Here is a 23,179-nt window from a genome sequence, read left to right as displayed (position 1 = left end):
CGCAATGCTTGCGCCCTCCGGAGGGCGCAAGCATTGCGCCCCTACAGATACCTTCCTTTCAGTTGAGCGTTTGAAGGATTTATATTTTGCAATCCCCTGAGTGGCGCGATCGGGGCTGTCAGAGTCCTGATTTTCCCAGGGTTTGGCCTCTAACTGGACCTGTAGGGTTAGGATGTAGGGTGGGCATTAATAGCTGACTTTGGCTTACTCTTATCCCCTATTTGTTATGAATCGCTTGCGATCGCAATTAAAACCTTTTTTACGGTGGGCCATTCTCGGGGCCACTCTATTTTTTCTAGCCAAAACCCTCAAAGATAATGCCGGTGCCGTGGCGCAGCTTCAGATTACGGGATCTAGTTGGATTGCCCTGGCGACTGCCCTGGGGGTGACCTTTGTGGCGCATTTGTGGTCCGGTTGGGTGTGGTTGTGGATTCTGCGGGAGTTCGATCGCCCGGTTCCCTTGGGTTGGGGGTTATCGGTCTATCTCACTACCAATATTGCCAAATATTTACCGGGCAATGTCTGGCATTTCTATGGTCGAATTGCGGCGATCGCCCAGCGGGATGTGTCGCTTTCTGTTGCCGTGCTCAGCGTCTTGCTAGAACCCCTGTTAATGGCAGCTTCTGCCTTAATCATCGCCGGATTGGGCAGTAGTAACCTCTGGGGAAGCGCCCCGGGCGGTGTTCCCCCGATTTTGCTGGGACTGGGATTAGGGGGGGTCCTGGTAGGGATTCATCCTCGGATTTTAAACCCTATCATTCAAGTTTTGAGCAAACTCAAACTTAAAAAAGCACCCCCCAAAACCGAGGGACTGTTGGAAGTTCCCCCAGAGTCTCCCCCGCCAACGGCTGCCCAGCTTACTCGTTACCCCCTGCTGCCCCTTTTGGGAGAAATGGGATTTCTGCTGTTGCGTGGGGCGGGATTTATTTTAACGGTGCAAGCGATGACGGCGGTACAACCGGGACAAATACCGCCGTTGATGGGGGCCTTTAGTTTTGCCTGGTTGTTGGGGTTGGTGGTTCCCGGGGCACCCGGGGGCATTGGCATCTTTGAAGCAACGGCGATCGCCCTGTTGGATCAACAATTTTCCCCGGCAGCTATTTTAGGGGCGGTTGCTTTCTATCGTCTAATTAGCGTGGTTGCCGAAGCTTCCGCAGCGGCGATCGCTGCCTTAATTGGCAAAGGTAAATTCGCTTAAGCCAACAGGTGGATCAATCCCTCTGTAGGGGCGATTCGCGAATCGCCCCTACCGGCGGGGGTTTAAACCCCCGCCGGATGTCGCCGTTCGGGTTTAAACCCCCGCCGGATGTTGCAACTTTTGAGTCAATCCTGACCCAATCGGAATAAAATAAGACAAAGCAGGGCTCGGGACCTGACTCCCCATCCCTCAAACCTAACTGGAGGTTGAAATGGCTGAATATCGCAAAGTAGAATATCGCATTGGCAAGGATGGTAAAATTATGGAAACCGTCCTCAATGGCAACGGACAAAACTGCACCGAAACCACTGCCGAAATTGAGAAAGCTCTCGGCAAAGTCGAATCCCAAGAATTGTTACCGGACTATTACGAAGGTGACGAACATATCGTCACAGAATCGAACCAATCGATTCAAGGATTTTAGGGAGGAGGGTTAATGATAGAGGAACCCAATTTAATCGGGTTTGGCTGGGTTCTTAGCTTTATCTTTTTCATGGGAATTTTATATGTATTAGGGTCTGGGGAAATAGAAAATCAAAATTTAAAGTATGATGCGCTGTTGGGCCATCGCATGAAGCAATTGGGCCTGATGCACTGGAAACAGTTAGCTCAAAAAGCCGGAATCTCTACCCTGCGCCTGCGCCAGATTCGGTCCGGGTCAGTCGCCAATATTCCTTGGGGTGAACTGCGCCAACTGGCCCAGGCTTTAAATTGGTCAATGGCAGAATTAGAGCAACAGTTCGACCTGTTACCTACTCCCTCAGAAACCACGTCAGTTATCGGCAATTCTCCCCCTGAGTTAGAAGCCCAATTGCGCCAAGAATGCCAGGGATTGAGAGAGGAATTGGAGAACCAAAAATCCCAGCTTTGGGATAATTTTTGTCAGTCTACCTTTGAGGAAATCCAAACCTTACTGACCAACTATCCCACGGCTACAGAAATGGCCCGCATTAAACCGGATTTACCGGCTAAAAATCTCACGGCTTTGTTTGCCACCCTGGATAATTTATTAGAAAATTGGGGCTATGAACCGATTGGTCAGCCTTGGGAATCTGTGCCCTATAACCCGCAATTCCATCAAGGGGACTGTGATGAGATGCAACCGGGAGAGGCGGTTTATATTCGCTTTGTGGGCTATCGTCAAGGCGATCGCATTCTCTCCCCCGCGAAAGTCAGCCGCACCCTTCCCGGTGGCATCAAACCCTCTTCCTAAGACAAAATCCGGTTGTCAAAGCCCTATTCTCTCTGTTAGTCTGCATAGGCAGGCTTCGTTTGTGTAGCCCCACCCTTTAGGGTGCGGGTTGTTGCCTCTCCCTTTTGAAAATTATGACCGTAGTCGCGATTGATTTTGGCACCAGTAACACCGTTATTAGTATTCTTAAACCCGATAATCAGGCCCCCGAAACGCTCAGATTTGGGGAAATTTCCAGAATTTTTAAAGGTAAAAAACAAACCGGAGAAAATTTAGAAATTCCCGTCATTCCTACAGTGGTTTTTATTAAAGAAGGGAATCAAATAGTTTTAGGACAACAGGTAATTTCTACCCGGTTAGGACAGGCTCAACCGGAACGATTATTTCAAGGATTTAAACGAGAATTAGCGGCGGACTTTCAACCTCCACCCCGGTTAATCGATGGATTTAGCTACTCGGCATCGACTATTTCTGAATCTTTTTTAAAAGAAATTTGCCATCGTTTAAATCGAGGCGGCATCAAACCGACTAAACTGATTTTTACGGTTCCCGTTGGGGCATTTGAGTCCTATTTAGATTGGTTTAGAGAATTGGGTTCTCGCCTGGAAATTCCTGAAATTAATATTATCGATGAATCCACCGCAGCGGCCCTTGGTTATGCCATCCAAAAACCCGGTTCTGTGGTGTTGGTGGTGGATTTTGGCGGGGGAACCCTGGATTTGAGCTTAATTAGAACGAATCCAGCCCAACCGGGAAACTCGGCGTTACAAGCGGAGGTTTTAGGGAAATCCGATGCCTATATTGGCGGGGTTGATATTGATACCTGGATTGTGGAAGATTATCTACAACAGCAGGGTTTATCCCGGTCCCAAATTGGCGAAATGGGCTGGCAACGGTTATTAGAAATTGCTGAACAGTTAAAAATGCGCCTGTCTCGGGCAACGGAGGCGAAAGAGGCATGGTTTGATGATGAAAATTTTATGTCTTATGAAGTCGAATTAAGTCGCGATCGCTTTGATGCCCTACTAGAGTATCATCAACTCTTAGAACAATTGCGCGGCGCATTGGATGAGGTGTTGGCAGTCGCCCAAATGAAAGGAATTAGTAAAGCCGAAATTGAACAGGTTTTGTTAGTCGGAGGCAGTTGTTTAATTCCAGCAGTTCAAACGGTGATTGTCTCCTATTTTGGCCGATCGCGAGTCAAAATGGATAAACCCTTTGAAGCGGTGGCGCATGGTGCATTAGCCTTAAATGACTATGCGATCGTCGAAGATTATCTGCGCCACAGTTACGCCATTCGGTTATGGGACCCCCATTGTCAAACCTACTCCTATTTTCCCTTGTTTGAAAAAGGGGTAAAATATCCCTGCCAGCGATTGGAACCCTTGATGTTACAAGCGGCGATCGAGGGACAACAAGAAATCCGCCTAGATATCGGGGAAGTCGCCGAAATGTCCCAAGCTGAGGTGATGTTTGATGAATCGGGACGAATGATCGGGGGTGCATTGCACAAACGGGAAGAATATCGGTCCCTAGATCGCGATCGCGATCGCGTCTGTGTCGCCCATCTCAACCCCCCGGGACAAATCGGCATCGATCGCATTTCCGTCCGATTTGAAGTCAACTCCGGGCGAGTTTTACTGGCAACCGTCCGAGATTTAGTCACCGGAGAAACCCTAGTAGACAAAGAGGCGATCGCCAAACTAAAATAGGCGATCGACTAAAGTCGTCTCTTTCCCATGTTCGTAGTAACGACTTCAGTCGTTATCTTCTCTATGTTCGTAGTAACGACTTCAGTCGTTATCTTTCCCCTATACCCACTGCCCAATAACAACCCGAATTGTCCCATCTTCTAACACCTCCTCCTCCTCAACCGTAAACCCTTGTACAGGCGCAGTTCCTATCAGCGTATGATAGGCATAACGCTGAGTCAACTGCTTAATCCAACTCAGAGAATACTCCCGAGAATCATAATCCGAAATCACCGCCCTAAACGTTCCATCCCCTTGCCGTTTAAATCCAATATCATTACTGCGCGAACTGATAAACTTGCGCCGCACAATCACCTCCGCCAATTCCTCCCGGACATCTCCCTCAAAACCATAGAGAGGGGTGGGAAATTCATGGACTTCAACGCAATTAAACCCCATATCAGCTAAGGCTTTCGTCAAATAGTCTATCTGACGAATCTCCGTCTGAATACTCGTAAAATGGGACATACTATTTAACTCCTACTGGTCCATCTACATCCATTTACCCACCACAACCCGCAAGGTTCCATCTTCTAATTGTTCCTCTTCTTCTACCTGAAACCCCTGTTCTTCTACAGACACCATCAACGTTTTATAAGCATATTTTTGAGTCACCGCCTGAACAAATTCCTCCGGATTAATTTGCGCCCCCCAAAAATCTGCCACTAACTCATAAGTCTCTCCCGTCCGACGAAATCCTAAATCATAGCCATTTTTTTGGCGAATCACATAATCCGCCTGGGTAGTTTGCTTTTGATAGCCTCGGACTGTGGTATTTTCCTCAACCTGATACCCAAACTCTCGCAAGCAACGATAGAGAGTTTCACCGTTTTTAATTTGGACTTGAATCGTGGTAAAATGAGACATGATAGTTTTTCCTAAATCAATTCAGTATGGGAGACGATTTCCAGGGTTTAATCGGAGTCAAGGGAACCCATGCCTTTTTGGATGGACCACTGTTTTAACTCCTGGGTTAATTCAGTATCATTGGAAGCGGTTCTCGCACCGGCTTCCGCTGCCCACTGTTTTAATTCTTCGATTTGATAGCGGGCGATCGCCGCTAAGGGGACCGTTTCTTCACTGGCACGTAAAATATCCTCCGTGGTAAAATCTCGGCGTTGTTCGGGGGTCTTTCCTCCAAATGCGCGGTGCATTCCATCAATAATCACTTGTTCGATTTCCGCCCCACTAAACTGGTTCGTTTGACGGGCGAGTAATCCCAAATCAAACTCCCGCAACCGACTCGGGCGCAGTCGCATCAGGTGAACTTTAAAAATTTCCCGCCGTTCAGTTTCCGTAGGCAAATTCAAAAAGAATATCTCATCAAATCGTCCTTTTCTCAACAATTCTGCGGGTAAAATTCTCACGTTATTGGCCGTGGCTACAATGAAAACCGGCGAGGTTTTTTCCTGCATCCAGGTAATTAAAGTCCCAAAAACCCGGCGACTGGTGCCGGAATCTCCATCACTTCCTCCGGAAATATTCCCAAAGGCTTTATCAATTTCATCAATCCATAATACACAAGGGGACATCGCTTCTGCTAGTTGAATCATTTGGCGCAACCGACTCTCGCTTTCGCCGACAATTCCCCCAAATAATCTCCCGGTATCTAAGCGCAACAACGGTAAGCGCCACTCATGGGCAATGGTTTTAGCAGACAGGGATTTTCCTGTGCCTTGAATCCCGGCGAGTAACACGCCTTTCGGGTTAGGAATTCCATAGCGACGCGCTTCTTCGCTAAAGACTTCATTTCGCATTCTCACCCAGGTTTTGAGGTTGTCCAATCCCCCCACATTTTTGAGGGATTCTCGGGCGGGTAAAAATTCTAAAATTCCGGTTTGGCGAATGGCTTGTTTTTTCTCATCCAGGACGCTTTCAATGTCGGTTTCGTTGACTTGTTGTTTGTCGGCTAACGCTCTAGCTAAAACGCGCTGAATGCGGGTGCGACTCAATCCCTGGCAGGCTTTGATTAATTGTTCTCGGGCTAATCCTTTGATTTTAAGTTGTTCGGGGGCAACAAATTTGGTAATTAAGGCATTAATATGGGCGGCATCGGGGAGGGGAAAATCGATGACGGTGATTTCCTCACTTAATTCTGGGGGAATGGCGGGGGTATAGGCGGTTAAAATCAGGGTTTTGCGCGATCGCTGTAACTCCCGAGTGAGATTTCGCAACTCCCGAATCACGGGAATATTTTTGTCGGAGGTGGAATTTTTGAGGATTGGGTGTAAGTCGCGTAAGACAAAGAGGGAATCTTGCGGGGGTGCTTTGGCGATGCGATCGAGGGCTGCCATGACCGATCCTTTTGCCGATCCATTATCTCCCCACCCGCGCACGATATCCCAGAACAAAAGTTTCCGATGAGGCATTGACAATTGAGCCACTTTGTGCAAAACTTCCTCCACAGGTTCCTCTTCCACCGCCACCAGGTAAAGAATAGGATAACGTGCCCGAATCATTAAATCCAATTGGGCAATTAAGGCCATAAGGGGCTGAGTTTGACCGCCCAGGACGGCATCGTAAACTTGGGGAGAGTCAGAATGATTCAGCATTATAATCCAAGGGAGGCCCTTAACTGTTGGTGATAACCTATTCCCATTTTACAGGGTCAGGTTTGGGTTTGAGCAGTCAAATTGAGACCGGAACCTTAGATATTCATCGAAGGGTGATGGGATAATCCCAGGAGGGATTCAGGACCCGGTATTCACCCTCTCACAAGGCTCGCTGACGGACTGCATGGGGGAAAGGGGCAATTCTAGGGTAAAACAGGTTTCCCCAAATGCGTTGGTCACTTTAATTTGGCCCCCGATATATTCAGTTTGTTTACGAACTAGGGCTAATCCCAATCCTGTTCCCCCATGTTTCCAGGGGTCGGAACTGGGAACGCGGTAGAATTTATCAAAAACGTGAGTTAATTCGCCCGGGGGGATTTCTAGGCTAGAATTGCTCACTTGCAGATGTAACCGGGCGCAGTCGCAATGGGCTGTAATCGTAATCCGGCCTTGGGCGGGGGTATATTTGCAGGCATTTTCGAGCAGTTCCGTGAGAATTCGCTGTAAAATATCAGAATCGCAGAGAATCGGGGGTAGGCCTGGGTCGATATCCACATCCAAGATTTGTTGGGTTTTTTTCACTTTTTGGATAAAAGGAGCCACAACATTTCCGACCCACTCTTGGATCACAACGGGGGTAACCGAGACGGGTTCGATGCCAGCTTCCAGGCGTTGTAACTCCAGAATGCTATCAATCAGGCGAATTTCCCGATCGCATTCTTCCCGCAAAATCTTAATATATCCCTCAGCGCGATCCAGGCTATGAGGCGGTTTGCTCTCTCTCCCCTCCAATGGCGTCGTCAGCGCGGAGGACTCCTGTTCCCGTTTCTGTTCCACCATTTCCAAAATTTGCACGGCCATTTTAATATTGGCGATCGGGGTGCGTAATTCATGGCTGACGGTACTGAGAAAATCATCTTTCAGTCGATTGAGACGCTCTAATTCTTGGACTTGGGCGAGGGAAGCTTGATACAATCGCGCTTGACGGACGGCGATCGCGCATTGGGAGGCCACTTGCTCAACCAGGGCGATTTCTGTGAGACTGAATCGATCCTGGGCGGGTTTGCATAAACATAAGTTCCCGATCGCCCCCCGTTCGCCGAAAATAGGCGTCACCAGAATGGTCATCCCCTCGGTCAACTCATCCAGGAAGAGGGGACAAAACTGGACACAATCCTGATGCAGTAACGGTCCATAAATCTCCAGAACCTGCCGAATTGTCTCCCCTAAATCCGACTCCCTATCCTGAGCATATTCATAGCACATAGCTCCTGCCTGGGATGACGTTGGGTAGAGCGTTGCATTACAATAATCCGACTCTAAGGCAACCGCCAACTCTCTGACTGCCGTCTGCAAAATTTGCCGTTCGTCCAAACTATCGCGCAGTTTCTCCGTAATCCGATTGAGCATCGCTTCTTTTTCTAAGGCGCGTTGTAACTGCCTGGTGCGTTCTTGGACTTGCAAATCCAGTTCTGCTGCCAGAGTTTGAAATCGCTCCTCACTACGCCGCAAGGCTTCTAAGGTGTGATTTCGCTCGATCGCATGGTGGATCGCCCGGACTAACAATGCCCCCACCAGTTGTCCCTTGAGGAGATAATCCTGTGCGCCTTTGCGAACCGCCTCGATCGCCTGTTCTTCGTCCTGAGAACCCGTCAAAATCACCACCGGAATCGTGGGGGCTTGGGTTTGCACTTGCATCAGGGTTTCTAATCCCCAGGAATCAGGCAAGGATAAATCTAATAACACCACATCAAACTCAGTTTTCGCCAACTGTTTTAGGGCTTCGCTGACGCGCCAAACATGAGCAAAGATAAACTGCTCGTCGCCAAACTCTGATAATATTTCTTGTAGAAATTCTGCATCCGCGAGATTGTCCTCCACCAATAAAATTTTCATATTTTACGCTTCATTCAAGAAAATTGATTTTAAGGTTAACTAAATTCTTTCCTAATTTTACCTTAAATTTTTATGCAGTTTGAGAGAAAATAGGTTAAGATTCAAAAAAATTCAAGCCCCTTCAAATGGGGAGCAATACCTCATCCCGAGATCCGCCCAGGCTGAGTCTCATTAACCAGGACTAGAACACTTCGTAGGGTAAAGTCACCGTAAACGTAGACCCCTTTTCCATCTCACTATTAACCTGAATCGTCCCCCCTTGTACCTCCACGGCATTTTTGACAATAGATAAACCCAAACCAGTTCCGGAGATTCCCTTAGTATTGCTGGCGCGATAAAATGAGGTGAATAGGCGATCGCGCTCCGATGCAGGAATCCCAATCCCGGAATCCTGAATCTGAAAAATCACCTGCTTGAAGTCCGCAGTCAGCTCAAATTTAACCGGGCCGCCCTTGGGAGAATATTTAATCGCATTTGAGATCAGGTTGGTTAAAATTTGTTCAATGAGATTGAGGTCCAAGTACACCGGATAGGTCTTAACCTGACTCACAAATATTAAGTCAATGGAATTAGCCCGTTGGGAACATTGATGATCCAGTTGGATTTGAAACTCAGCCACCAACTTTTGGCAAAATGGGGGCAGATCAAACCAACAGGGGTTAAATGAAGTGAGTTCAAGGGATTCCTGATGCCAGAGTGCCACCAGATCATTGAGGATTTTATTCATTCGTCCCGCAGACTCTTTGATTTTTCGATTCATCTCCCGTTTTTTCTGATCGCTCAATTCCTCAGCCAAATTTTCCATCAAGTCTGCGGAAGCCAGAATGGTTGTGAGAGGATTGCGTAATTCATGAGAGAGCATGGAGATAAATCGAGATTTGATTTCTCGGAGTTGCCGTTCTTGTTCTAAGCAGGACTGCATGGCGATTTCATTTTTTTTGCGCTCGATCGCATAGAACATTGAGCGGGCGATCGTCCCTCCACTGACTAACCCTTTCACCAAGTAATCTTGAGCACCTTCGCGCACCGCTGTAATCGCCAGTTGTTCATCATTCAACGCCGTCAGCACCACAATGGGGAGCGTGGGAGCTTGTTCCCGCAGGGTCACCAGGGTCTGGAGTCCTTGACTATCGGGAAGTGAGAGGTCTAACAGGATCACTTGGACGGGATCGCGCTCCAGTTCAACAAGGGCCTCTGTTAATCGCATCACATGAGTCACGTTCCAAGTCTGACTTTCCGGGATCATGTCTAAAATGTCCTGGAACAGTTCAGCGTCGCCCAAATTATCCTCGACTAATAGGATCCGGATCAATTCTCGATTCATAGTGGTTCTCCTGGGTATGGCGTAAAATCTGATAGGGGCTTAGTGGCGATCGGGTCTAGTCCGGAACTCTCCTGGAAATAGGGCCTCTCCATCAATTCAGAACCCCGATCGGGTGAGACTAAGTTGGCAGTTCGGCACTGGGGATTTTAGAGTCAGGAAAAAGTTAAGCGCGATCGCGATAGATATCAGTCTGAACAGAATTATGTTTTAACGACCAGGAAAGGGTCATTTTCATCTCTCGGATCGAGGGGATCGCGGTCGTTCGGATTTCCCGACTCTTTTTCCTGGGGAGAGATTAATTTGCTTAATGGCTCGTCTAGTTTCTGTCTGATGAATCGGGGACCTTTCCCCGGGTCAGGGGTGACCACCCTTTTAAAAGTTTCTCCCGGGATTTAAACCCTTAGATTTTTTCTTTTCTGTTCTGATTCCCGTAATAAAAATAATTTTTCCTTAAAATTATATCATTGAAAGATTAAAGTTTCAAGTATGTTTAGAAAAAGTTCTGTGGTCACAGACCAGGAGGATAGTATGCCAATCTTTGTAGCAACAGTAAATTTCAATCCTGGAGATCCTATCAGGTTCCGGATTTAAACCCCATCGATGAACCTGCTGTTGTTGATCCGGTATCCGGTGCGCGATCGCCCCCCGGGTTCGACTCTCCCTGGGTGAGGGGCCACCATCCAGGACCAAGAGTCAGATCCGGTTAATGGAACCTGCTCAAAAATCACTCCTCAATTGGGCTAGAATTAGCCAAAGTAAAGTAAAAAATCGCCCCGCGACTGGGTTCAGACTCAACCCAAATATGCCCCCGATGTCGTTCAACAATTCGCTTACAAATGGCTAATCCAATTCCCGTCCCGGGATATTCCTGCCTGGTATGCAACCGTTGAAAAATTTGAAAGATGCGATCGCCCTGTTTGGGGTCGATACCAATGCCATTATCCCGCACAGAAAATAACCATTCTCCCTCTCTATAACGGGCCTCAATCTGCACCTCGGGAGGTTGCAACCCTCGATATTTAATCGCGTTACCAATCAAGTTTTGAAATAACTGAAGCAATTGAGTTTTATCCCCAAAAACCTGGGGCAAATTCTGCCCCGCGATCCGGGCCTCACTTTTACGAATGGCGAGTTTTAAATTAGCAATAGCCTGCCTCATAATCTCATTACAATCCACGAGTTGGAAGGATTTACCGTGAGTTCCAACTCGGGAATACTGCAAGAGGTCATGAATCAGTTGCTGCATCCGAGTTGCGCCATCCAGAATATAAGCAATGTATTTATCTGCTTGAGCATCGAGTTTGTCCGGGTAGCGCAGGGCTAATAATTGAGTATAACTGGCAACCATGCGGAGGGGTTCTTGCAAATCGTGAGAGGCCATATAGGCAAATTGCTCTAAATCTGCATTAGAACGGGCTAAATCAGCAGTATGTTGGGCGAGTTCTTTTTCAATGCGTCGGCGATCGCTGATATCCCGCGAAGCTGCCTGAATTTTGACCACCTCCCCCGTCTGAGGGTCACAGACAGCCTGAGCATTCGTCTCAAACCAAATATAATGTCCGTCTTGATGACGAATCCGGTAGACCACCTGCAACGGCACTAAGGCTTCTAAAACCGCCCGATGGGAGATTTCCACTTCGGGGATATCATCGGGATGTATCCATTCATAAGCCGAATGCCCGATTAATTCAGAGGCGTGATACCCTAGCAGGGTGAAGCAGGAAGGGGAAACATATTGATAAACGCCCTCGGGGGTATGAGTTGAAATCATATCCGTGGCATTTTCAGCTAACAATCGATAGCGAGTTTCGCTCTCTCTAAGCTGGACCTCGGCGCGAATGCGATCGGCAATTTCCCGTTCTAATTGTTGATTCGTGTTTTGAAGTTCTGCGGTGCGACGCTGAACTAATGCCTCTAATTGTTGACGATATTCCGCCAATTCTGCCTCGGCTCGCTTGCGAAGACTAATATCTAAACCCATCCCCAGAATTTGTTTTGCCGCCCCTTCCGGCGTGCGAGAAAAGATAGTATCTCGACTCACTAACCAGTGCCATTCTCCCTGAGCATCCCGCATCCGATACTCGGTTTCAATAATTTCTTCATCCTTAGACGATATTAATTTTAGGCGGTTTTCCACAACCCTAGGCCAATCCTCCGGATGAATCGAATTCGGCAAAAAATCCGGTCCCATCTTTTGCACTTCTTCGGGAAGGTATCCCAAAATATCATTGAGATGTTGGTTAGAATAAATATTTCGATTTTCCCCCAAGTCATAAAGATATAAAATCGTGGGAGTCGCATCAGCAATTTGTTGAATCAACCGCTGATTTTCCCACAGGGCATTTTCCACCAACCGTTGCTCGGTGATATCTTGATTGACAAACATTGCACCCACCATCACCCCGGATTGATTTTTTAACGGCATCGTCGAGTTAAGAATGGTTTTCCGCTTGCCGTTAAAATCTTCAATGTCTATTTCTTCATTCAAGATACTTTGTCCCGTTCGCAAGGTGCGGGATAACGCCCATTCTTCGCTCGAAAGTGGCTCTCCTGTATCCGGCCACCATCCTTTATATTCATGATAGCGGTCCATTCCCACATATCGAACACCGCCCCAAATTTTTTGACCTGCCGGATTTCCTTGAAGAATGGTCCCCTTGGCATCGGTAATCCAGACCCCAAGCGGCAAGGTATCCAAGACATTTTGTAGTCTTTCTTGACTCTCCTGGAGGGCGCATTGAGTGCGGAGGCGATCGCTATCATCCTGAATTGTCCCCAACAAATACAGCGGATTCCCCTGACTATCCTCCAGGACCGAGACGCATAGATGGACCCACAAAATCTCCCCATTCTTGCGAATCAATCGTTTCTCTGTTTGATAGCTGGAAATTTCCGGGAGTTCCTCCATTTGCAGGAGAAATTCTCGCTCCTCTTCCCGGTCTTCTGGAGCCGTAATCTCCCCAAAAGTCAGGGTTGCTAGTTCTGAATTAGAATAGCCCAACAGACTACAAAAGGTGGAATTAACTTGCACAAAACCTTGGGTCTCCCAACTCATTAAAACCATCCCAATTGGTGCTTTTTCAAACATATTTTGGTATAAATCAGCACTTTTTTGAGAGTCTACTGCGGTTTCTTCCCGAGTCTGAGCATGGGTTAATTCCTCTGGCATCTGTGCTAACGCCAACTCCAATGCTTCACAACGACGCTGTGCCAATGCCAGCTGTTCTTGAAGGGATTGAGTGAGGCGATCGCCCGCCTGAAAATCCATCGGTCCCCGATTCTGATTTGTCATAAAAACCCCCTTTTGCCCAATCTCCCCAGTTAAATTTTAACATTCCCGGTTGACAGGGGTTCCTGTAAGCGAGACCATCATGAAGAGGGTTATTACGGGTTTCTAAGGAATACAGACAAGGGACCTAAGTAAGACTCCCTTGCCGGGGCAAAATCCGGTGGGACTGTTGAGCGATCGCACTCATTGACGACACTAGACTCAGAGGACGCTATGCCACTTCCTGTAGTTGCGAGCATCATTTGGAATAATACCGTATTTCATCAGTTAGCTTTATTGGTATTTCTCGCTGCTGTTGTCGTCGAGATTTATCAAACCCTGCGCTATCGCCAAGAGACTCAAGTTGTCACCAGGGCTTTAATTTTTTTGAAAACCTGGCGACGAGATAAAAAAACTGTGGCAAATTCCCTCAGTTTAGCTTGGCTATCCGATCATATTTTAATGGATGAATATCACCAACCCATTCAGGAGAAAGGCTACTTTATTTTACAACATTATCCCCCTATTTTGCATCGCTCCCCTCGAAGTTCTCTGCAATTCGTGCCGAGTTTATGTACAGCCATCGGAATTTTAGGAACATTTTATGGCATTCAGGCGGGGTTACAAGGGGTGAGTTTTGGGGTTACCCAGTCGTCGGATTTGTTAGCAGCAATTCAAACCCTGTTAATGGGGATGAGAACCGCCTTTTCGAGTTCCTTGCTGGGGTTGGGGTTGGGGAGTCTATTTACCGTGGTGTTGTTTGGGACCAATGGACTGCGCCAATCCTGGCGCAGTCGCCTCCACTTCCAAATCGATCGCCTATTTATTTTAGAACCCAATCCTAGCGCCCTCAAAAGAGCAGAAATACCCCAGACAGGGACTCAGGGACAACCGATTGTCACGGAACTCACCCCTGTATTGGAAAAGATTTCCACCGCATTAGAGGCGATCGCCACCAAAGAGAATTCCCACCCCACAGCAGCGGAAAATTCAGCGGTGATCCAGCAACTCTCCCAAACCCTAACCACCTTATCTCAGGACTTCCATCGGTTGCTGATGGTGATAGAAACCCAACATCGAGAAACCGGCGATCGCCTGGAGAAAATGAGCCACCATCTTCAGGAAACCTTGCAAAGTAACCTCCAACAAACCCTACGCGATCGGGCGCAACTCGAACAGCAAATGCTCGAACAACTCCACGAGCGCACCTTGGAACTTTTAACTCAAGCCAGTACCAGTTTTCAGCAACAATCCCATACCTTAGAAACCGTGGGAACAGAAGCCTCCAGTCTGATTCAAACTGCTAAAACCGAGCTAATCGGAGGATTGCAGGAAATGAATGACACCCTGTTAACAGCAAATCAAACAATGGAAACTTATTTACAGCAATGTACCGAAACCTATCAAAATCAGTTGCAAGACTTGTTTTCCCAAACGGTTCAAATGATGGAGTCTCAACGCCGTGCATTTCGACAGAGTACCGCCGATGTCGCTGATACCTTTGATGGGTTACGAGAAGCCTTGGAAACTGCCCTAGACCATCGGGTGAAACTTGAACAAACTCTCTTAGAAGAGTGGCGAAATGGGTTGAAAAAATCATGACGCCGAGCCATTCCTAGGAAGAATAAAATATCCGATCGGCCCACTTTGTAAATTTTTTACTGAGGACTTGAGAATCTAACCGAGTCAAATAGTAACACAGCCCTATCATGACCAGGGTAGCCACCGGAAATAGAAGAGTTCTCAGGTGAGTTGAAGCGGAAATCAAAGAAATTACCAAAGCATAAAAAGTTGCATAAATGGGTCGATGAAATAAATACATGGCATAAGAATTTTGAGATAAAAACCGGATAATAACCGGAAATTTTGAAAAGAATGGGGCAACCACAAAGATTAAACTGACCAGAAAAAATGTCCATATTAAAGAATAGCCATAATAGCCAATACTTGCCCAGGTAAGCGTTATTCTATTCCCAATGTTGATATTATCGTTACCAATTATTGGCGCATAAAAAATGGCCGCAAATCCTAAAATCGAAGTTAAAACCAAAGATTTATTTTTTAACCATACAAGTTCCGGGTCTAAGTAAGCAACAACCGTGCCGAGTAAAAAAGTCTGGTAATGCAAAAATAATCGTACATCTATTAACTTAATGCCCCATCTTTGCAAAATCAATTTTAGGATAAAACAAGAAATTAGAAGCATTAAGTTAAAGCTTAAATATTTAGGAAACTTAAACTTTGTGGTTAGACAAAACAGAATATAATACGGGACCAAGGCCCCAATATACCACAGAGTGAAAATTTCTGATATTAGGGGTATCAAGAAAAGCTGAAGACCTAAAAAATGAGCCAAAAAAGTAGGGGCTAGAGGATCAAAACTTGAAGAGTGGCCCGATACAGAAAAATAGTGAAAACGTATAACAAAAAGAGTCAGGGCAATCCAATACAAAGGAAAGATTCGAGTTAATCTTTTTTTGAGAAAACTCACCGAATTAAAATCATCTCCTTGGATGCTTCTAGATCGTTGCAGCAAGAAGCCTGAAAGAGCGAAAAACATCCCCAGTCCGATAGCCCCCGGTTCCTTAATGAAACTATCATAGCGAGCATCCCAGCCTAAGTAAGGGGTTGAGTGGTCATAAAAAACAAAAAAAATAGCAGTGACCCGCAGCAACTCAAGTTCAAAAAATTTATTTTTGGGCATATTACTATTTGGATTAGTATCAATGACGCCAGGGAGTTGTTTAGACACCTTATCAAGGGTACTGCTAATTATCGAAAATGTCAAGGGGGAACTCTCAGGAAAAGACCCAATTGTATCCCTCTTATCCCTAGGGAAAAATTGTAGAGGTGATGAAACTTAGGGGAAACTTCACTCAAACTGCAACAGGGGCCATAGGTAAGGTTTCTTTCTTTTTTCCCGATCAGATTATCCCTGGAATTGGGGACCTTCAGCAAATCCAGATCAGGACTTCCGCACCGTGAGCCCGGTGGGCTTTGTCCGACCCTACTGATTAAGTCTGGTGAATAAGTCCTACTCCTTGTCGAGAACTGGTAAAATTAAGCAGTTTTCTTGCCGATTTAATAGATGCTAAATTTTAATCAAGTACCGCTCAATGTTGAAGAAGAAGAGACGGATAACTCTAGCTTTTACCTAGCCATTGGGGATTTAATGTCAGGAGTGTTGATGGTATTTGCCTTGCTGTTTATTACGACCCTGCTGCAACTCCAGGAAGCGAAAGAGCAATTATCCCAACAGCGGCGCATTTTTGTAGGAGAACTGGTGGGGCATTTGAAAGGCAATGAAATCGATGTCAAGGTGAACGAAGAAACCGGGGAAGTGAGTGTGCGAGAGGCGATTTTATTTGATGAAGGGAGCGCCCAACTGAAACCCGAGGGTAAGGCCGAGTTGAATAAATTTATTCCTCTGTATAGTCAGGTAATTTTTTCAAATCCTGATTTTGAACGAGAAATTTCCCGAGTGATTATCGAAGGTCACACGAGTTCTAAAGGCTCTTATGAAGCGAATATGGAATTAAGTCTGATGCGAGCGTTGGCGGTGACGCAATATATTTTTTCCGAGGAACTCCTGTTTGCGAGTAAACCGGAATTAACCCAAAAAATCATGGCCGCTGGACGGGGAGAAATTGAAGCCCAACCAGAACAGGATAACCCCAGCGATCGCAAGGTAGTGTTTCGATTCCAGTTCCGAGGGGAGGGAATTGGAACCCTGGATTAAAGGAGCATTCACCCCCAGAAATCTCCAACAGCATACCCCGAGAGGGAATCTATGCCAGAGGAGAGAGATGCAGTTCATACAGCAGATAGAGTTGCGATCGCCTCCTTTCTTGCCAAACTAGGAGGAATAAAAAGCAACAGCTATCATGGCATCACTTTTATGTTAAACAATCAAGTTAAAACAGCAGCATTACTGGGACTGTTAAGCGGTCTTTTGGTGTTAGGAAGCTATGCGTTAATGGGTAACGAGCAGGGGTTAATTTTCGGATTAATTTTGGCCGCTGCGAGTAGTTTGAGTTCCTGGTACTTTTCCGATCGCGCCGCATTAATGGCCTATCATGCTCGACCCATGCAACGGCAGGAAGACCCGGAATTGTACGATATGGTCGCACGATTATGCGATCGCGCGGAAATCCCCATGCCAAAACTATTTACGGTCCCCACCCAAACACCGAACGCCTTTGCCACAGGTCGCGATCCCAACAATGCTACAATTGCCGTCACCCAAGGATTGAGAAAACTCCTCACCCCCGAAGAACTGGAAGGAGTATTAGCTCACGAACTAACCCACGTCAAAAACCGCGACACCCTCACCCAAGCCGTCGCGGGAACCATTGGCGGTGCAATTACCTTTGTCGGACGGATTCTCACCTTTGGCGCGCTATACGGTCCCGTCACCCGAGACAATCGCCAAGGCGCAAACCCCCTGGGATTATTGTTCCTGGTGGTTTTAGCACCTCTGTCTGCTGGATTAATTCAGATGGCAATTTCCCGAACCCGCGAATTTGCAGCAGATATTGGTTCAGCAGAAATCACCCAAAATCCCTTAGCTTTAGCCAGTGCCTTAGAGAAATTGGAAGCAATGGGACGACAAATTCCCATGAATGGCAATCCGGCATTTTCACCGTTATTGATTGTCAATCCGCTGAATGCCAAAGGATTGCAAGCGTTATTTCGCACCCATCCCCCCACGGAAGAACGGATTGCGCGTTTGCAGCAAATGGCGCAGCAAAAGCAACGGACTCCTGTTTTGGCGTAACTAGATTGACCCCACCCTAACCCGGACCTTGCCAAGGGGAGGGGACCGGAGAATCACCCTGAACGTAAAAAACTACTTTTGTAAGGATGGGGGAGATGATTTTTTAGATTAATCCAGCAGACTTGATATAATCCTCGAACTTAGCAATCCTTATCCCCCATCGTGTAAACATTCCTTCAGTGCAAATCCGTGAAATCAGTGGTTTACTCCTTTGTATCCCACAATTCAAACCCCTCCTCCTTCTTCCCCAAAATCTGATCGCATACCTCCCGATCGCCCTCTTTCACCCGGGAATTATTCTCCAAATAATCATCCACCCATAGGCAACTGCGGTTTAACAAATCTTCCAGGTTCAAGTTCCATAAAATCACGGTTTTATCCTTACTGGAAGAGGCCAAGGTTTTACTATCCGGACTGAAACTCAGACTGAGGACCGCATCATTGTGGCCTTCTAGGGTGGCGATCGCCTTGCCATCTTTGGTCCAAAGTTTAAGCGTCTTATCCTCACTCGCCGTAGCTATCAGTTGTCCATTGGGACTATAAGCCACCCAGTACACGGACCGAATATGTCCTTCGAGGGTGGCGATCGCCTTGCCGTCTTGACTCCAAATTTTTACCGTTTTATCCTGACTCGCCGTGGCAATCTGTTTTCCATCGGGAGAGAAGGTCACACTATAGACCTCCCCCTGATGTTCCCCGATGGTTCGCACCAGTTTCCCGTTTAAATCCCAGAGTTTCACCGTCCCATCTCCCCCAGCGGTGGCAATGCGTTTACCATCTGGGGAAAAGGTAACGCTATTCAGGGAATTTTCATCCGCGCGGAATGTGCGAAGTCGTTCTCCCCTCTTACTCCACAGAATTGCCATGCCGTCCCCACTGACGGAGATCACCTGTTGTCCATCGGGACTGAAATCGATGCCTAAAACTCGGTCCTGATGACCCTCTAACGTCGCGACTAAATCCTGTTTGGATTTACTCCAGAGTTTCACCGTGTTGTCAGCGCTTGCCGTGGCAAAGAGTTCGCCATCGGGACTAAAACTCAGGTTCCAGACGGCATCCTTATGTCCGATTAAGTCGGCAATTTTATTCCCGTTGGGTTCCCATAGCATGACCGTGTTATCTTTGCTGGCAGAGGCGAGCAATCGGCCATTGGGAGAAAACGCCACCACCAAGACTTCATCGGTATGTTGCCGAAATCCTGGAAGTTGTCGGGGAAGACTTTTCCAGAGTTTCACGGTGTTGTCCAGACTGGCAGTCGCGATGGTTTGGCCATCGGGAGAAAAGCTCACACTCCAGACTTCATCGCGATGTCCCTGGAGGGTATCACTTTCTACCCATTGGTTGGTTTGTGGGTCTTGACGCCACAATTTGGCTGTGCGGTCCAGACTGGCGCTGGCAAGGGTGGTACCATCGGGACTAAAATTCACCCCGAATACCCCTTCTGTATGTCCGCGCAGGGTGGCGATTTCAGTACCGTTGAGTCTCCAGAGTTTCACGGTTTTATCGATGCTACCGGAGGCGAGGGTTTGTCCGTCGGGTGAGAAACTCACACTGGTGACCCCTTGTTCATGGCCGGTCAAGGTGGCGATCGCATTGCCGTTAATGTTCCAGAGTTTAACGGTGTTATCTAAGCTGGCAGCGGCGATCGTCTGTCCATCAGGGGAAAATCGCACTAACAAAATCGGTGCATTTTCCGCATTGATGGTCCGGAGTAACTGTCCCTGGAGGTTCCAGAGTTTAATGGTTCTATCTTGACTGCTGGAGGCCAAGATTTGTCCGTCGGGAGAAAAGCTTGCGCTAGTGACGCCGAGACTGTGGCCGGTGAGAGTGCGGATTAATGTGCCATCCCGTTGCCACAGTTTGATGGTGCCATCGGTACTGGTGGTGGCGATCGTTTGTTCATCGGGACTGAATGCAACTCGGGTAACGGGCTTGTCATGGCCATTCAGGCTCACCACTAAACGGCCATCAGGTGTAAACAGTTTAGCGGTTTTATCGGTACTGGCGGTGGCAATCAGTTCGCCATCGTCGGAGAAGGTGACGCTAACTACACTGTTTTTATGTTGTTCTAAGCGGTTGACTTCTCGAACGGTATAGGCCAGTTGTAAGACACTGGCGGTCTGCATTTCCAACGACAGGGGCGATCGCATGGTGAAGGGCGATTGGATGATTTCGGAGGTCTTTTGCCCGACTTGAAGACTATTCACCAATGCCCCAAATTCGTTGTTTTTCAGGCGCAATGCTTCCGAAGATAGATTTTTGGCTTCCAGTTCCGCAATCTCAGCCTTGAGGCTTTTAGAAAAGGCTTGCCAGGTCAAAATTCCAAACCCAGCAACCATGATTGCCAGAATCAAATTCAATGTAGTTTGGATTTGCTTGGCTTTTTCTTTGGATTGGGTTAATTCCGCCTGAACTTCTTTCTCTCGATGGAGTTGTAAATTCGTCGCTTGCAACTCTTTGTTTTTTTCGCGCAACCCTTTTAAGCCCGCTTGAATTCGCTCCTGTTCCCGGATAAATTTCACTAAATAATCATGAACCAACTGATAGCGACTTTCCGGAAGTTCCGGCAGCACAAACACTAACCCCGCCTTTTCCAGGATTTTTAAAATTTCTTCTAAATTCTCAGGATGAACCGCTAACTCAGGGGTTAAATCTGCTAATAATTCCGCCTGCTTTTTCAGGGGACGAATGCCGCTTTCTTCCGTGAGGAAGTAAAGCAGCAACCGCGCTGTATATTCATTTTCCGGGCCGCAGTCGGCGATCGCCTCTTCTAAGAAGCGTTGCACCAGCTTCTCTTTCGGCCCGGATTGCCGATATTGGGCTAAGGTGGTGATGTTCTCCGCTTGCAGTTGAGCACCGACCACTTGTAACTCAATGGGACGGACCTCCCCGACGCGATCGGCCAGGTCCTCAACCAATTCCTCAATTAAAGCCGGTTCTAAATAAAATTGAGCGCGTTGGGTCAAGCTTTCAATCACCTGACGCGCTTTCGCCTGGGACAGATTTCCCAGGTAATACCGAAACTTTTTATTTAGGATATCCCGATCCACCACCTCCAGATTCCCGAGGCGTTCACATTCCAGCAAATAATGTAAGTAATCTTCTCGTAAAGAAAAAATGACTTTCACGAAGGGAACATTGACACAGGCATTTAAAAATTGATAAAATTCCTGTCTCTGACCCGGGTCATTTTCAACAAAAAAGAATTCCTCAAATTGGTCAAAAATTAAAACTGTGAGTAAATTGCGCTCGTTGTTGCGATGCAATTCTTCCAGTAATTCTTGAACATTTTTCGAGAACTGATTGGCATTGAAATCGAGGTTGGGGTTGCGATTTCCGGTTAAGCGGCCCGAGTCGTCCCGGTCAAATCCAGACTCTTCTAGTCCTCGTTGGATACCTTGCTTTAATCCGGTGACCCAATCGGTGTACACTTGTAGAAGAACCGGGAAAGCATTTCTCGCAGCGATCGCCGTTTGTTTAAGCACCGGCACTAATCCCGCTTGAACCAGGGAACTTTTTCCTACTCCCGAATGACCATGAATCACTGTGAGTCGGTAGTCATTCCGACCCAAGCGTTCGATTAAGCGATTGACATCCCCTTCCCGTCCCGATGTAGCAATTTCCACGGGAACATGAGTGGGGGTAACACTCCCCATCATCGAGGGATTCAACGGATGTAGTCGCGCTTGTAAACGACCAGCCCCAATAAACGCCCGTAAGCCAAACTGAGCCTCGACTGCGCGAAGTTTTTGCTTAATTTCAAAGGCTTTGAGATATTCCGACTGTTGAAAATACAGCGATCGCAACTCCTCTAAAATCCGGCGATATAACTGTAAGTCATACTGCGGATCGGTCTGCTGTTCGGCATGGTGCAAGTGAGAAATTGCCTTTTCCCCCTGACCCACTTGAGCAAACGCCCGGGCCAACAGCAGTAAATATAACCCATGAGGCCTGGGAATCAGCACCTTGGGGGCATTAGCCAGGACCTCTAGGGCGCGTTCGGCAAAATTCCGAGCTTTTTCCCACTGGGACTGCTGCAACGCTACCTCGGCCAAAAATCCATAATCCCGGGCCAACTCCTGGGGTTTGCAATGCTGATGCAAGGTAATCGACTTTTTGGCCACAATAGATAAGGCATCCCATGCTTGTAACCGCTGCAAAATCTCACCCAGTTGTCCAATAAACTTGGCGACTAATTCCGGATGTTTGGACTCCTCAAAGACGCGAACACAGTCTTCTAAATAAGACCGGGCCGCTTGTAAATGCTGCTGTTCCTGGGGTTGATCCAGTTGTGCCAAACGACAGTAACACAGTCCGATGTGAAACAACACCACCCCCTGTTGCAAGTAATACCGCAGGGGTGGCATCTCCCAAATCAGGGGAGAGGGGTTGGGGGTGAGGGGAATGAACGGCATGGACTGGCGATCGCCCGATGCCATAGCCTCTTTCTCACCGCTGTAGCTGGAGGAACCGGAGAGTTGTTGTTGCCAAAAGGCCAAGCTTTGGTGATAGCGTTTTAAGGCCAAATCCAGGCGATCGCGGGCATAATCATCGCGACCTAGCACAAACTGTAAACTTGCTTCCAGTTCCGGAACCAACTGCACCTGGCGACTGCTTAATTCTTGTTTAGCAAATTCCAATTCCAGGCAGTTGCGGGACCCGAGAATTGTCGAGTTAGGAATAAAGTTAAAGGAACCCCGTTCCACCACCTCGGAGAAGACCCGATCCACACTGATGGCGATCGTCTCGATCGCCGCCGTTGTCGAGAGAGAAAACTCCGTACTGGTGGCCCAACTTTCAAAGTCCGGGGCCACCCGAATAAAGCTTTTTAAAACCCGGTCATCCACCCAAAAAACAATCGGAAAGGGAAAGTGCTTTCTAAACTCTTCCCGAACCTGATTGGCCGCCATAAATAGGGGGTCTAAATGACTGACCGATTCGAGTCCAAAGACCATTAAAGCTTCCGGTTGTTCTGTGCCAATTTCATCCTGGATGGTCTTGTACAGCGTCCGCACAGAAGTCGGCAGATGAAGTTCGCGAATCTCTACAGAGACGGAATCATGTAAATCTGCAGTCACGCGATCGCGCAAACTGGCATAGTTACACCGCGCCAAAATCAAGGAAAACTGCCCTTGAGAAAAGGAAATGGCCCGGTGTAAAACCTTTAAAGATTGTTGATTGCGCCTGACTTCGGCGTCGTCATACTGTAGATTCATCATGG

Annotated in this window: 15 protein-coding genes; 7 read left to right on the top strand and 8 right to left on the bottom strand. The window is 47.4% G+C overall.

The annotated features are described in order from the left end of the window. Positions 1 to 226: 226 nt before the first annotated feature. From NG833_RS13855 to NG833_RS13840, 4 genes are all read left to right on the top strand, one after another. Positions 227 to 1,198 (top strand): lysylphosphatidylglycerol synthase domain-containing protein, encoded by a 972-nt coding sequence (locus NG833_RS13855; protein WP_254565877.1) that lies wholly within the window; start codon positions 227 to 229, stop codon positions 1,196 to 1,198. A 211-nt stretch (positions 1,199 to 1,409) separates the two neighbouring features. After that, on the top strand, positions 1,410 to 1,622 hold the full coding sequence (locus NG833_RS13850) for a DUF2997 domain-containing protein (RefSeq protein WP_254565875.1): 213 nt from the start codon (positions 1,410 to 1,412) through the stop codon (positions 1,620 to 1,622). Positions 1,623 to 1,634: 12 nt separating this feature from the next. Next, the gene (locus NG833_RS13845; RefSeq protein WP_254565874.1) at positions 1,635 to 2,411 is read left to right on the top strand and encodes a nucleotide exchange factor GrpE; all 777 of its coding nucleotides are present in this window, start codon (positions 1,635 to 1,637) and stop codon (positions 2,409 to 2,411) included. A gap of 113 nt (positions 2,412 to 2,524) precedes the next feature. After that, entirely contained in the window at positions 2,525 to 4,102 is a 1,578-nt protein-coding gene (locus NG833_RS13840) for an Hsp70 family protein (protein WP_254565873.1), read from the top strand. Between the two features lie 99 nt (positions 4,103 to 4,201). Here the strand turns inward: NG833_RS13840 and NG833_RS13835 are convergent, their stop codons facing one another. From NG833_RS13835 to NG833_RS13810, 6 genes are all read right to left on the bottom strand, one after another. Further along, a complete protein-coding gene (locus NG833_RS13835) occupies positions 4,202 to 4,609 on the bottom strand; it encodes a DUF1257 domain-containing protein (RefSeq protein ID WP_254565872.1) in 408 nt (135 codons plus the stop codon). A gap of 24 nt (positions 4,610 to 4,633) precedes the next feature. Then, positions 4,634 to 5,008 (bottom strand): DUF1257 domain-containing protein, encoded by a 375-nt coding sequence (locus NG833_RS13830; protein ID WP_254565871.1) that lies wholly within the window; start codon positions 5,006 to 5,008, stop codon positions 4,634 to 4,636. 47 nt (positions 5,009 to 5,055) lie between these two features. Continuing rightward, entirely contained in the window at positions 5,056 to 6,693 is a 1,638-nt protein-coding gene (locus tag NG833_RS13825; protein WP_254565870.1) for an AAA family ATPase, read from the bottom strand. A gap of 138 nt (positions 6,694 to 6,831) precedes the next feature. Beyond that, positions 6,832 to 8,589: an ATP-binding protein gene (locus NG833_RS13820; protein WP_254565869.1), complete on the bottom strand. Its 1,758-nt coding sequence runs from the start codon at positions 8,587 to 8,589 to the stop codon at positions 6,832 to 6,834. Between the two features lie 181 nt (positions 8,590 to 8,770). Next, positions 8,771 to 9,913 (bottom strand): HAMP domain-containing sensor histidine kinase, encoded by a 1,143-nt coding sequence (locus NG833_RS13815; protein WP_254565868.1) that lies wholly within the window; start codon positions 9,911 to 9,913, stop codon positions 8,771 to 8,773. A gap of 724 nt (positions 9,914 to 10,637) precedes the next feature. Continuing rightward, positions 10,638 to 13,205 (bottom strand): PAS domain S-box protein, encoded by a 2,568-nt coding sequence (locus tag NG833_RS13810; RefSeq protein ID WP_254565867.1) that lies wholly within the window; start codon positions 13,203 to 13,205, stop codon positions 10,638 to 10,640. A gap of 210 nt (positions 13,206 to 13,415) precedes the next feature. Here NG833_RS13810 and NG833_RS13805 point away from each other — a divergent pair, with 210 nt between their 5' ends. After that, positions 13,416 to 14,783, top strand: a complete 1,368-nt coding sequence (locus tag NG833_RS13805) for a hypothetical protein (RefSeq protein ID WP_254565866.1) — start codon at positions 13,416 to 13,418, stop codon at positions 14,781 to 14,783. Between the two features lie 13 nt (positions 14,784 to 14,796). On the opposite strand, the gene NG833_RS13800 is transcribed toward NG833_RS13805, so the two are convergent. Further along, positions 14,797 to 15,933, bottom strand: a complete 1,137-nt coding sequence (locus tag NG833_RS13800) for an acyltransferase (protein ID WP_254565865.1) — start codon at positions 15,931 to 15,933, stop codon at positions 14,797 to 14,799. A 336-nt stretch (positions 15,934 to 16,269) separates the two neighbouring features. Here NG833_RS13800 and NG833_RS13795 point away from each other — a divergent pair, with 336 nt between their 5' ends. Together NG833_RS13795 and NG833_RS13790 are read left to right on the top strand one after the other, a co-directional pair. Next, positions 16,270 to 16,920 (top strand): OmpA family protein, encoded by a 651-nt coding sequence (locus tag NG833_RS13795; protein ID WP_254565864.1) that lies wholly within the window; start codon positions 16,270 to 16,272, stop codon positions 16,918 to 16,920. Between the two features lie 51 nt (positions 16,921 to 16,971). Then, the gene (locus tag NG833_RS13790) at positions 16,972 to 17,958 is read left to right on the top strand and encodes a M48 family metalloprotease (RefSeq protein WP_375293911.1); all 987 of its coding nucleotides are present in this window, start codon (positions 16,972 to 16,974) and stop codon (positions 17,956 to 17,958) included. A gap of 203 nt (positions 17,959 to 18,161) precedes the next feature. Here the strand turns inward: NG833_RS13790 and NG833_RS13785 are convergent, their stop codons facing one another. Next, positions 18,162 to 23,177, bottom strand: coding sequence for an AAA family ATPase (locus tag NG833_RS13785; protein ID WP_254565863.1), 5,016 nt, complete (start codon positions 23,175 to 23,177; stop codon positions 18,162 to 18,164). Positions 23,178 to 23,179 lie beyond the last annotated feature (2 nt).

This window comes from Oscillatoria sp. HE19RPO (assembly GCF_024220515.1).
In the GTDB taxonomy this organism is placed as follows: Bacteria; Cyanobacteriota; Cyanobacteriia; order Cyanobacteriales; family Laspinemataceae; genus Laspinema.
The sequence above is the reverse complement of the archived record's forward strand: the minus strand, read 5'-3'. Positions and strand labels throughout refer to the sequence as shown.